This window comes from Viridibacillus sp. d25.2 (genome assembly GCF_055456015.2).
In genome coordinates, this window is sequence record NZ_CM196652.1 from 1,157,837 (window position 1) to 1,170,861 (window position 13,025).

The following is a 13,025-nucleotide window of genomic DNA, read 5'->3' on the forward strand; positions in this document are numbered from 1 at the left end:
ATTACAGGGGTGTCGATTTTTAATTTTGTAACAAAAAAGAAATAATTATTTTAATATAAAAAATAAATTGAGAAAAATGGTAATTTTCTAGTGCATTCTTTCTCTTCTCATTGCATAGTCAGCGTTATTACTGATAAAATGAATGCATCGATTTGGAAAAGAGTGATTCTTATGAAATGGTTTAAAAATGTAGTTGCTCGTATTATGGGTGACGAAGTCGAAGAATATGATAATGAAAAAAAGTTTAATGATGAGAGAATAGAAACAAAAGATACATATAAAGAAGAATATATAGAACATGAATTTGAAACAATACAACAAGAAGATCATATTCCTGCGTTTTTACGAAAAAGAGATGCTTTTCGTTTCCCGTTAATTTCTGATGCTGAGCGTTCGCAAATGATACAAAAAGAAAATCCAAGCAAGCAAGTGCCACCACAATCAAATAAACAAGTTAGACCAAAAGCGCAACCACTTCAACAAGATCAATGGCAGAAACAGCGACAAAAGCAACAACAGGATCGTTTCCAACCATCATCTAATAACCAAGTAACATCGCAAAATAGAAGGTCACCATTTCAAGGTCAGGCACAGCAAAGTCAGGAGCCTACTCCTTTCGAAACGCGTGAGCAACCAAGACCTACGTCTAGGAATCGCTATAACGAGGTGCCAAAAAAGCAAGAGCGTATTAATCCATTTAATCCAACGCCAAGTTATGATACAACCGCACCTTATAAGGAACGTCCAAGTTCTTCGCCTAGCCGTAGATTGATTGAGAGTGAAAGTCAAACTGCAGCTACTACAGTGCCAGAGCAGGTGAAAAAGCAAAAATTCAAACCCACAAATGTTCCGTCACCCGTTTACGGTTTCCAAAAGCCACCTGGGCGCTCGGTGCATAATCAGCTAGCGAACCAAGTATCAAATGAGATAAATGAGTCGGATGATAATTTAGCAGTAACACAACAAAATTCTGCAGAAATAATGGAGTCACTATCTCACCCTGCTTCAATAGTACAAGCTGTTGTAGATACAGAAGTGAATAAAGTCCAAGGTATCGTTGAAACAGAAGTGGAAGAAGCCCAAGGTATCGTTGAAACAGAAGTGGAAGAAGCCCAAGATATCGTTGAGACAGAAGTGGAAGAAACCCAAGCTATCGTTGAGACAGAAGTGGAAGAAGCCCAAGCTATCGTTGAGACAGAAGTGGAAGAAACCCAAGTTATCGATGAGACAGAAGTGGAAGAAGCCCAAGGTATCGTTGAAACAGAAGTGGAAGAAGCCCAAGCTATCGTTGAGACAGAAGTGGAAGAAACCCAAGCTATCGTTGAGACAGAAGTGGAAGAAGCCCAAGCTATCGTTGAGACAGAAGTGGAAGAAACCCAAGTTATCGATGAGACAGAAGTGGAAGAAACCCAAGCTATCATTGAAACAGAAGTGGAAGAAACCCAAGCTATCGTTGAGACAGAAGTGGAAGAAACCCAAGCTATCATTGAGACAGAAGTGGAAGAAACTCAAGTTATCGTTGAGACAGAAGTGGAAGAGGCCCAAGCTATCGTTGAGACAGAAGTGAATGTTGACCAAGCAATTACTGTGGCAGAAATGATAGAAGCGCAAGCTATTAATGAAACAAAAGGTATGGAAGTACAACCTTTAAAAGTTGCAATTGACTCAGGCATGACTGCATCCGCTTTAAAAATGGCAGAATCAAATAGTTCAGCTACTGATTGTGATGAAAATCCCTCTCCGGTCACTATGCATTATGTGGAAGCGCCATTCCAGCAACAGTCAATATCTGTTGCAATAAAAGAGCGAGATGAAATTGTAGAACAAAATTTAGAAGTAAATTTAGTTGGGCAGGCACAAACTTCCATAGAAGAGATTACTATAGAAGAAAAACCAACCATTGTCGAAGAACTTCTTCACCGAGCGGAAGAGCCTGAAGATGAGTATTCAAGAACAGATGGTGAAATTGTAGAAGCATCTATAAAGCCATCTGAAAATGTAAATCAGATTGAGGAATCATTATCTTCCGAAGAGGGAGAGTACCTACAGCCGGTGGCAGAGTCAATAAAAAAAGAACAAAGTAAACTTCCATTTAATGTTCTCATGTTAAAAACAGATAAAGAGAAGTGGGCACTGAAAGAAGCAACTACTAAGCAATTCTTAAAAACGAGCGTAGATGAGACTGTACTTCCTTCGGTCGCAAAAGAGCAACCTTTGGAAACGATTATTACAGAAATCCCTGTACAACAACCTATATTAGAAGCAAATACGGCGCCTGACTATCAAGAAATTGCGACAACAACAGTTGAATCAGTAAATGAACATGTAATTGAAGAGCCTATGCCATCACGGATTAACGAAAACCTTGATGAATCTCTAAGGTATTTAGAGTCACCAGAAGAAAAAACAGAGGATTTTGAATGGATGGATATGCAAGGTGAGAAACTAATTGAAGCACTCTCTTATTTTCAAGTAAAAGGGGAGATTGTTCAAATTGTGCAAGGGCCTGCAGTAACGCAATTTGAAATCACAGTTGGTCACGGTACTAAAGTGAGCAAAATTCGTAACTTAGCAGATGATTTGAAACTTGCTCTTGCTGCGAGGGACATACGTATTCAAGCACCGATACCAGGGAAGAGCTCAATCGGAATAGAAATTCCAAACCAAAAATCACGACCAGTACGTATTTCTGAGATAGTTGGTGACCAGTTATTTATTGATTCAGATTCACCTCTCGAAGCGGCTTTAGGTTTAGATTTAACAGGAAAACCGGTGACACTTGATCTTCGTAAAATGCCTCATGGATTGATTGCAGGCGCAACAGGGTCTGGTAAATCTGTTTGTATTAACTCAATTTTGGTTAGTCTATTATTAAAAGCAAGCCCTCAAGATGTAAAGCTGCTATTAATTGACCCTAAAATGGTGGAATTGGCTGCATTTAATCATATTCCTCATTTAGTGAGTCCAGTGATTACCGATGTCAAAGCAGCTACTGCAGCTTTAAAATGGGCTGTAGAGGAAATGGAAAGACGTTATCAATTATTTGCACATGTTGGAGCAAGAGATATTAAGAGATACAATGTAATGGTTGAAGAAGAACGTAAATTTTCATTGAAAATGCCGTATCTAGTTATTGTCATTGATGAATTAGCAGATTTAATGATGATGGCTCCTACTGATGTAGAAGAGGCTATTTGTCGAATTGCTCAAAAAGCAAGAGCTTGTGGTATTCATTTAGTACTTGCAACTCAACGCCCATCTGTAGATGTTATTACAGGGCTTATTAAGTCTAATATACCAACACGTATTGCTTTCTCTGTATCATCGCAAATTGATTCACGTACAATATTGGATAGCCAAGGTGCGGAACGGTTGTTAGGTCGAGGTGATATGTTGTATTTAGGAAATGGCATGTCTGCTCCTATTCGCGTGCAAGGTACCTTTGTAACGGATGAAGAGATAGAAGCAGTAACAGACTATATGCGTTCCTTGGGTGAACCGGAATATATTTTTGAACAAGAAGAATTGTTAAGAAAAGCTGAGGCTGTTGAGGAACAAGATGAATTATTTGAAGAGGCATGCCGTCATATTTGTGAGCAAGGTACGGTCTCGACGTCTTCTTTACAAAGAAAATTCCATATCGGCTATAATCGAGCGGCCAGATTAGTAGACATGATGGAGGCTCAAGGATTTATCTCCGAGTCAAAGGGTACAAAACCACGTGATGTCTTTTTGAAAACACAAGATTTGGAGAATCTCTTTAATAACGGATATGACGAAATGTAAATTATTCATGACTAATGACTTATTATTTGTGAATAATAAAAGTGAAAGAGTGGGAATTATCGTTTATTTTAGAAGTGTAGTAATCCATGTTATAATGTAATATGTTTTAAAGATTTGATTAATCAAGGGTAAGGAAACTTTCCCGGGAGGTTTCAACATGACAGTTTATCATTTTACAGGAATTAAAGGATCAGGAATGAGTTCACTTGCACAAATTCTATTTGATTCAGGTGAGACGGTTCAAGGTTCCGATATCGAAACATACTTTTTTACTGAAGATCCACTAAGAAAGCGCAATATTACCATCTTGCCTTTTGATGAGAACAACATTCAAACAGGAATGATTGTAATTGCGGGTAATGCTTTTACGGACGAGCACCCAGAGTTAGTAAAAGCCCGTGAAATCGGTGTAGAAGTAATTCGTTATCATACATTCCTAGGGGAATATTTAGAACAATATACATCAGTCGCTATTACAGGAGCCCATGGTAAAACTTCAACAACAGGTTTAATGTCTCATGTGTTAGAAGGAGACAAGCCGACTTCTTTTTTAATTGGTGATGGTACTGGTGGCGGAGCAGTAGGCGCTCAAAACTTCGTAATGGAAGCATGCGAATATCGTCGACATTTCTTAGCTTATCATCCAGATTATGCAGTGATGACGAATATTGATTTTGATCACCCTGACTATTATAAAGACATAGATGATGTGTTTGATGCGTTTCAATCAATGGCATTACAAGTGAAAAAAGCTATTATTGCTTGCGGTGACGATGAACACTTACAAAAAATTCAAGCCAATGTACCAGTCGTATTTTACGGTTTAGGTTCTGAAAATGATTTTGAAGCACGTAATGTAGAAAAAACGACTGAAGGTTCTACCTTCGATGTTTTCGTACGTAACGAATTCTATAGTAAGTTCCATATTCCGATGTTTGGAGATCATAATGTACTAAATACACTTGCTGTGATTTCTTTGTGCCATTATGAAGGAGTTCCTGCTGAAACGATTCAAGCTCGTTTAAGTACTTACGATGGTGTTAAACGTCGTTTTACAGAGACAGCAATTGGCGCACGCACATTAATTGATGATTATGCTCATCATCCAACAGAGATTAGAGCGACGATTCAATCTGCACGCCAAAAATACCCGGATCGCGAAGTTGTAGCTATTTTCCAACCACATACATTTACACGTACGCAAGCATTTTTACAAGATTTTGCGGATAGTTTAAGTGAAGCAGATAGTGTTTATCTTTGTGATATTTTCAGCTCTGCGCGTGAAAAATCAGGTGCACTGTCTATACAAGATTTAGTAGATCTAATTGAAGGCAGCGATTTATTGAAGTTAGAAAATATTCCTTCTTTAGTTGAGCATAAAGATTCGGTATTCTTGTTTATGGGCGCAGGAGATGTTCATAAATTCCAAGAAGCATTTGAAGTACTTTTATTAGAAGGAAACGCATAATACAAGCGCAAATATATTAGAAAACAGTTTAATCTCTAGTAGAGGCTAAGCTGTTTTTTTTTATGGAAAATTCTTTATTTTTGTAGTATAGTGATGATGATTAGCAGGATTTAGCAATGTTTTGTTGAATGTATTGTAATATGTAATGTTTAAATACATTCATTTTGTGGGAACTTAAATGTATATAGTTAGGAGGGTGTAAGATGATAGTTATTTTGTATATAGCAGCATTAGTTGCAGCGATTGGGTTCCTTGTTTTATGTATTGGTTTAGCGATGACATTAAATTCGTTGAAAACGACATTAAATAATGTAGCGAATACAATGGCTGGAATTGAAGGCCAAATGCAAGGGATTACACGTGAGACAACAGGTTTATTAGAAAAAACGAATAGTTTGGCAGAGGATATTCAAGACAAATCTAAGCAACTGAATACGGTAGTACAAGCCGTAAAAGGTTTTGGAGATTCAGTAAATGGATTGAATAATTCAGTGCAACAAGTAACATCTTCTATTTATTCTAACGTTTCGAAAAACAGCGATCAAATCGCACAAGTTATTCAATGGAGTAACGCTTTTATGGGAATACGTGGTAAGATGAAAGAGCGTAAAGCAAACAGTGAGACAGTCACGGTGAATACACCAGATGCAACTGTTAAAAGACAAAGAAGAAAATAAGATTTTGGGAGGCGCTAGGTATGTCAGAACAAAAACCGAATTACAATGATGTGAGAAATAATTATGATGTTTATGGTAACCAAGGAATTGAGGGTTCGGAAGTGAATGCTTACTTACCACAACCTTATGAACATAAAGCTGAATCTCTCTACGACGAATCAAATGTAAACGTAAAAGATTTTGTGATCGGTGCATTTGTAGGTGGTATTGTTGGGGCTGCTACAGCGTTATTTTTAGCTCCTAAAACAGGTAAAGAATTGCGTGAAGATGTGGCAACACAAGCGAGCCAAATCAAAGAAAAAAGTATTGAGCTTTCTACCACTGCAAAGGAAAAATCAGCTCAAATTTCAAAAACGCTTCAAGAACAATCAGGTCAACTAGTTGATAAAGTAAAATCAATTAAAACTAAAACAACTCAGCCATTGGATGATGGAACGGTTTCTTTTGAAGGTGAAGAGCCATTAGATATCATGGAAACAATGGAAAAAACGATTGCAGAATATGAAGCTGAAACTAATGAGCCAACAGCTGTTAGTTTGGCTCTTGAAGAAGCAGTTGAAGTAGTCGAAGCTGAAAAGCAAGAAGCAGAAGCTGAAACAACAAAAAAATAGATAATGTACTAATAGTAAAAGCTATCTCAAAGTTCGTTAGAAGAACATTTGAGATAGCTTTTTTTCGTTATTTATAAGATTTGTTGCTTTACTTTACTTAATGTAATAGAAAGTCGATCACCACCGAAAATTTCTGCGTCGAATTTTGAAGGTTTTTCATTACGTAATATTGAAAAAGATCCCTTGAAGTCTGTTGGTAATTGCCAATTTGAAAAACGGAATACATCTTGATAAATCCAATTACTAGTATCTTTTGTGACAAATTGAATTTTAGCACCGTTTGATATAACATCTGATTTACGAGCAATTTCTCCATTTATATAAACTGTCATACAAGTTTTAAACATCTCTAATGTTTCATCTTGGAATGTAACGATTATACGGTCCTCTAATTGCATGTTAAGACACTTAGTGATTAATTCAACTGTCGGCAATTCGGTCAATTGAAGTGTTATGCGGTCATTACTTTTTATAGAATAGTGTAGTTTTGTTGGCAGACTATTAAGTGATAAACTACACGCGAATTCTGGTAAATTTACAGGCTTGTTATCAACATAGATTGTAAATGGTGTTAGTCGTTTTGTTAGAACTTGATTGTTAGTCCAATGCAAAATTTCTTCAATGGTATCGGCTGTTTTAATAGACACAATATCACGATCATTCAATTGCGTATCCAATGAGACTGTTTGACCGTTTACCATGATTTTCGGCTGTATTTCGTAGGGTAGATCTTGAATATAAACTTTTTTTATACTAGCGTCATCTAGTATATCTTTCACCGAAGCTTGAGCAGGTGCTCCGTTTTCGCCTTCTTTTAACTCGATGATATCACCATTTTGGATAAGATGTTTGGTGTTTGCTTTTTTACCGTTGACGAAAATTTCAGTTGGACTGCCATGACCACCAGGTATATAGATATCCTGATCGTTTACTTTAATTGAAAGAGCTAATCCTGGTTTACCGTATAATTTAGTAGCTAACACATTGGCTGCAAGTAATGCGTCTGAAACCGTCATCTCTTTTAATTCAAATAAACGGATGATTTGTTTGTTTACTTCCACTGTCATATATTTTATTGGTGCTCGTTTTGCTGCTATGGCAATACCAATTGGTGTTACAAGCTCTGGCGAAGCGGGAACATGATCTTCTCTTGTGAGTTGTTGAATGGCATCTATATTTCGAACAGCAACCCGATTTTCAGGTAATCCCAATATTTTACAGATTTCTACAGGTAAATCAGGTGTTAAACTGCCCCCACCTACTAGTAAAACAGCTTTTGGTGCAATTCGATTATTTAATCGTAAAATTTCAGTGCCTATCGCTGTAGCAAGTTGTACGACTGCCGGACGTAATTTTTCCATAATTTCAGAGCGTGGGTAGAATTGATCGAAACCTAATATATCTTGGATATTAATTTCTTCTTGTGTAGCTATTTCTCTTTTTGCTTTTTCAGCAACAGGGAAGTCTAGCAAATAATGATCACTTAATGCCTCTGTGATCTCATCACCAGCTGTAGGTACCATCCCATATGCTACAACTGTACTCTTATCTGTAATGGCTATATCTGACGTACCTGCACCTATATCCACTAGTGCAACATTTAAACGTCGCATCGAAGGAGGAATTAACGCATTGATAGCTGCGATTGGTTCAAGGGTTAATGCTTCCATCTCTAAATTTGCACGTTTAAGGGCCGCTAACAGAGATTCTACGACGACTCTAGGCAAGAAGGTAGCAATTACTTCCACTGAAGCTTCTTCGCCTTGTTGGTCAATTAAACTGCCAATTTCTTCATTGTCTAAACGATAGTATAATACCGAGTAACCAACACAATAATAATGACTACTACTATTTTTTTCTTCTTTATGTTGTAATAGTTGTTGCTGAGCTTGTTGAACAGCAGCAAGTTCTAAACGACTAATGTCATCTTCAGTGAAAGCAAGTCGGTTTTTTATATTAATTGTGACAGTAGCTTGTTCAGTTTTTAAAGCTCTACCAGCAGCAGCAACACTTACTTTATGAAGAGGTCCATGTTTCTCTTCAAGTTGTGTTTTAATTTTCTCTATTAAAGTAGCTACATGTAACACATTATGTATTTGGCCATCTACCATGGCACGTTCCTTGTGTTCTTCAATCATTAAATCGACAACGTGGAAATTTTCATCTTGTTCTTCTATAATTATTCCGACTACAGAGCGTGTACCTATATCTAATGCAAATAGCTTAGACATTGCGATTTGCCACGTCCTTTCATGTTCATTTAAAGTAATTTACTTCGGCGCGTTGAAGCGCTAAAGAAATAATTCGTGACTTTTTAAAATATATTGATTATAATAGTCATATTATTTAAAAATGTATCACAGTTTTCAGTCTACTGAAAGTGCCTGATACGAGAAAGCGAGGAGAAACGCAATGAGTCATCAAAATTTAGATCACTTACGTGACCGCGTAGACGCATTAAACCTTGAAATTTTAAGTTTAATTAACGAACGTGCAGAAATCGTACAAGAAATTGGTAAGATTAAAGAAAAACAAGGTGTTAATCGTTATGATCCTCTTCGTGAGAGACATATGTTGAACCTATTAAAAGAAAATCATAAAGGTCCACTTAGTCAAGGTACGATTGAACATATTTTCAAAGAGATTTTTAAATCAGCATTAAAATTACAAGAAACAGATCATAAAAAAGAATTACTAGTATCTCGTAAACGTAAGCCAGAGGATACAATTGTTAATATTAACGGAGAAGCAATTGGAACTGGAGAACCAACATTCGTATTTGGGCCATGTGCGGTCGAATCGTATGAGCAAGTAGCAGCAGTTGCTGAATCGATTCAATCTAAAGGCTTAAAAATGATTCGTGGAGGAGCTTACAAACCGCGTACATCTCCATACGACTTCCAAGGTTTAGGTCTTGAAGGTTTGAAAATTTTAAAACAGATTTCAAAAGAATATGGTTTAGCTGTAGTTTCTGAAATTGTTACACCTTCACATTTGGATGAAGCACTAGATTACATCGATGTTATCCAAATCGGTGCACGTAATATGCAAAACTTTGAATTATTAAAAGCAGCAGGAGCGACAAATAAACCTGTACTGTTAAAACGAGGTTTAGCAGCAACAATTGATGAATTCATCAATGCTGCAGAATACATTATCTCAAAAGGTAATGATCAAATTATTCTTTGTGAACGTGGTATTCGCACATACGAAAAAGCGACACGTAACACATTAGACATTTCAGCAGTTCCGATTTTAAAACAAGAAACGCATTTACCAGTGTTTGTTGATGTAACACACTCAACTGGTCGTCGCGATTTACTATTACCATGTGCTAAAGCAGCCATTGCTATTGGAGCAGACGGTGTCATGGCAGAAGTTCACCCAGATCCAGCAGTAGCATTATCGGATGCTCAACAACAAATGAGCATTCCACAATTCGACGAATTTTACGAAACACTTCAAAAGTTCATGAAATCTTACGAAATTCAAGCATAATAGAGGGTGACGATTCAAATTACTTGAATCGTCACTTTTCTTTTGTTGAAAAATCTTTACGAACTGTCGTATCATAAAAAGAAGAAAAGAAAAGGAGGTCATCAAGTGACCGTTACAATTTATGATGTTGCACGTGAAGCAAATGTTTCTATGGCGACAGTTTCGCGTGTCGTCAACGGCAACCCAAACGTTAAGCCGTCAACTAGAAAAAAAGTTCTTGATGTAATTGAACGCTTAGAATATAGACCAAATGCGGTTGCTCGTGGCTTAGCAAGTAAAAAAACGACGACAGTAGGCGTTATCATTCCGGATATATCTAATATTTTCTATGCTGAACTTGCGAGAGGTATTGAGGATATCGCGACAATGTATCGCTATAATATTATTTTATCGAATTCTGATCAACGAGAAGATAAGGAACTACAATTATTAGATAATATGTATGGTAAGCAAGTTGATGGAATTGTTTTAATGAGCGAACAAGTTACAAAAGAGCTATTAGATAAAATGGGTCATTCACCCGTACCAATTGTTTTGGCAGGTTCAATTGATGAAACAAAAGAAATACCATCAGTAAATATCGATTATTTACAAGCGGCTTATGAAGCGGTTAGCCGACTAATAGATAATGGCCATAAACGAATTGCTTTCGTATCAGGACCATTCACTTCTACGATTAACCGAGAATATAAATTTGCTGGATATAAGAGGGCGTTAGAAGAAGCTGACATTGAATTTGATGACAAACTAGTTGTTGCTAATGAAGATTCTTATGATAGTGGTATCGAAGATTGGTCAGAGTTAAGCCAGCTTGAAAATGCACCAACAGCTTTCTTTGCAGGTAGCGATGAGCTAGCGATCGGTATTATTCATGGCGCACAAGATACAGGCAAAAAAGTCCCTGAGGAAATTGAAGTGATTAGTTTTGAAAACTCTAAGCTAGCACGTATGGTACGACCTCAATTAACAAGTGTTGTATTACCGTTGTATGATATTGGTGCGGTTTCAATGCGCCTATTAACTAAGTTTATGAACAAAGAAACAGTGGAAGATGGAATCGTTATACTTCCACACCGTATTGAAGAACGAGATTCAGTAAAATAAATAAGTGCTTCAATAAAAAAAGGATTGCCTCTAACGTCTTGAAAAAGACGTCAGTAGCGATCCTTTTTGTGTAGAATTAGCTTTGAATAGAACGAATCATGTATAATGCTTTTTCTAATATTTGATGATTTTTTTCTGCGATTTCTGCTTTTCGTGGCACTTCATTATACATATTATCTGAATCCATCCAAGTAGGTATAAGGGTGACAGGCGATTCAGGTTGCCACTTCTCTAACCAAGTAGACGGGAGCGGTCCATCAGGAGCTTTTTGGTCAGTCATTTCTGTCCAAATAAGTGACCATGCTCTTGGAACAACACGCCAGATATCATAGCCTCCACCACCGACTGCTATCCACCGACCATCGCAATATTTATGCGCTAACTCATGAGCAATCCGTGGAATTTCTTTATAAATCTTCATTGAACAATACAGGTGAGTTAAGGGGTCAAAATAATGTGCATCAGCACCATTTTGTGTCAATATTACATCTGGCTTGAAATGAGCGACAATCTCTCTAAAGGCAGTTTCATATATATCCAAAAATGACTCATCTTCTGTGAAAGCATCAATCGGTAAATTGAAGGATGTACCATGACCTTCGCCAGTTCCTCTTTCTGTAACGTTTCCAGTACCAGGGAATAGGTAACGACCTGTTTCATGAATAGAAATAGTGCACACATTTGGATCATCGTAGAAGCTCCACTGAACACCGTCACCATGATGTGCATCTGTATCGATATAGAGTACTCTAGCATTGTATTTTTGTTGCATATACTTAATGGCTACAGTACTGTCATTATAAATACAAAATCCCGATGCACGACTTTTAAAACCGTGATGAAGTCCACCACCTAGATTAGCAGCATGCTTAGCTTTTCCTTGCATCACATAATCACATGCCGTTAGGGTGCCACCGACGATATGAGCACTCGCTTCATGCATATAAGGGAAGATTGGTGTATCCTCTGTGCCAATACCATACTGTTCACCCTGTTCATTTGTTATTTCACCACGGCTAGCTTTTTTTACAATATCTACATATTTTTCTTCGTGACCAAGGAGAATTTCTTCATCTGTTGCGATACGCGGTTCAATAATATCTGCTTTATTTAAGGCACCAAGTTCATTTAGTAAATCTACTGTTAAAGTTAGTCTTTTTTGATTAAAAGGATGAGTGTCAGAAAATTTATATCCAAGTTGGTTATCCGAGTAGATGAATACTGCGTTCTTTGCTACAGTTTCATGCCCGGCATATTTGGCCATAGAACATCAAACCCTTCTTTTCGTAAGTCCTCAATGATGGATAGAGGATTCATGATTTTTACTCGGATAGATAGTATTTTCATATCATCAAACTTTTTATCTGGATATACTAATACACTCAATACACTCGCGTGGTGCTTATGGAATACTTTTGTTACTTCAAATAATATGCCAACGATATCTGGTACACGAATTTCAATATGTGAGCTTGGTTTATTTGCTCCTGTTAATTCAATGTAGTTATATAGTAAGTCTGTTCCTGTTACAATTCCTACTAACTTTCCTCCACTAATGATAGGTAAACAGCCAATGCGTTGTTCATAAAAAATAATAGCGATTTCTTCGACGAAATCAAGTGGGTGCCCGACAATAATATTTTTTTTCATAATATTTTCTAACGGTTGGTTATAGATATCTCCGTCGGATATTTTGTGCAGTGAAGAGGGAAGAGCGTTTTTTATATCTCTTTCTGTCACCAAGCCAACAACTTCGTTAGCTGCGTTTGTAATAGGTAAATGACGAATCCGTTCTTTTTTAAGTAACTGAACTGCCTCCTTAATAGTGCTGGATGGTTGTAAGGAAAACACAGTTGTATTCATGATTTCTTCAACAATCAT

At 37.0% G+C, this 13,025-nt stretch carries 9 protein-coding genes; 6 read left to right on the plus strand and 3 right to left on the minus strand.

Annotated features, from left to right (window positions below):
* Positions 1–171: 171 nt before the first annotated feature.
* The 4 genes from ACZLO7_RS05770 (at position 172) to ACZLO7_RS05785 (ending at position 6,542) form a co-directional block, all read left to right on the plus strand.
* Positions 172–3,786 carry a DNA translocase FtsK gene (locus tag ACZLO7_RS05770; RefSeq protein WP_511261390.1) on the plus strand — a complete coding sequence of 1,205 codons (3,615 nt, stop codon included), beginning with the start codon at positions 172–174 and terminating at the stop codon, positions 3,784–3,786.
* Between the two features lie 157 nt (positions 3,787–3,943).
* Positions 3,944–5,254 carry a UDP-N-acetylmuramate--L-alanine ligase gene (gene murC / locus ACZLO7_RS05775; RefSeq protein WP_464938180.1) on the plus strand — a complete coding sequence of 437 codons (1,311 nt, stop codon included), beginning with the start codon at positions 3,944–3,946 and terminating at the stop codon, positions 5,252–5,254.
* 203 nt (positions 5,255–5,457) lie between these two features.
* Complete coding sequence (locus tag ACZLO7_RS05780) at positions 5,458–5,931, plus strand: DUF948 domain-containing protein (RefSeq protein WP_464938179.1); 474 nt, start codon at positions 5,458–5,460, stop codon at positions 5,929–5,931.
* A 20-nt stretch (positions 5,932–5,951) separates the two neighbouring features.
* On the plus strand, positions 5,952–6,542 hold the full coding sequence (locus ACZLO7_RS05785; protein ID WP_464938178.1) for a YtxH domain-containing protein: 591 nt from the start codon (positions 5,952–5,954) through the stop codon (positions 6,540–6,542).
* A 71-nt stretch (positions 6,543–6,613) separates the two neighbouring features.
* On the opposite strand, the gene ACZLO7_RS05790 is transcribed toward ACZLO7_RS05785, so the two are convergent.
* Positions 6,614–8,773 carry a cell division protein FtsA gene (locus tag ACZLO7_RS05790; RefSeq protein WP_464938177.1) on the minus strand — a complete coding sequence of 720 codons (2,160 nt, stop codon included), beginning with the start codon at positions 8,771–8,773 and terminating at the stop codon, positions 6,614–6,616.
* A gap of 181 nt (positions 8,774–8,954) precedes the next feature.
* Between ACZLO7_RS05790 and ACZLO7_RS05795 the strand changes: the two genes are divergently transcribed.
* Together ACZLO7_RS05795 and ccpA are read left to right on the plus strand one after the other, a co-directional pair.
* Positions 8,955–10,040: a bifunctional 3-deoxy-7-phosphoheptulonate synthase/chorismate mutase gene (locus ACZLO7_RS05795; protein WP_464938176.1), complete on the plus strand. Its 1,086-nt coding sequence runs from the start codon at positions 8,955–8,957 to the stop codon at positions 10,038–10,040.
* Between the two features lie 105 nt (positions 10,041–10,145).
* Positions 10,146–11,144, plus strand: a complete 999-nt coding sequence (ccpA, locus tag ACZLO7_RS05800) for a catabolite control protein A (protein WP_464938175.1) — start codon at positions 10,146–10,148, stop codon at positions 11,142–11,144.
* Between the two features lie 76 nt (positions 11,145–11,220).
* Here ccpA and ACZLO7_RS05805 read toward each other — a convergent pair whose 3' ends face one another.
* Positions 11,221–12,408, minus strand: a complete 1,188-nt coding sequence (locus tag ACZLO7_RS05805) for an acetoin utilization protein AcuC (RefSeq protein WP_464938174.1) — start codon at positions 12,406–12,408, stop codon at positions 11,221–11,223.
* Entirely contained in the window at positions 12,378–13,025 is a 648-nt protein-coding gene (locus ACZLO7_RS05810; RefSeq protein WP_464938173.1) for an acetoin utilization AcuB family protein, read from the minus strand. Before ACZLO7_RS05810 ends, ACZLO7_RS05805 begins: the two co-directional genes overlap by 31 nt.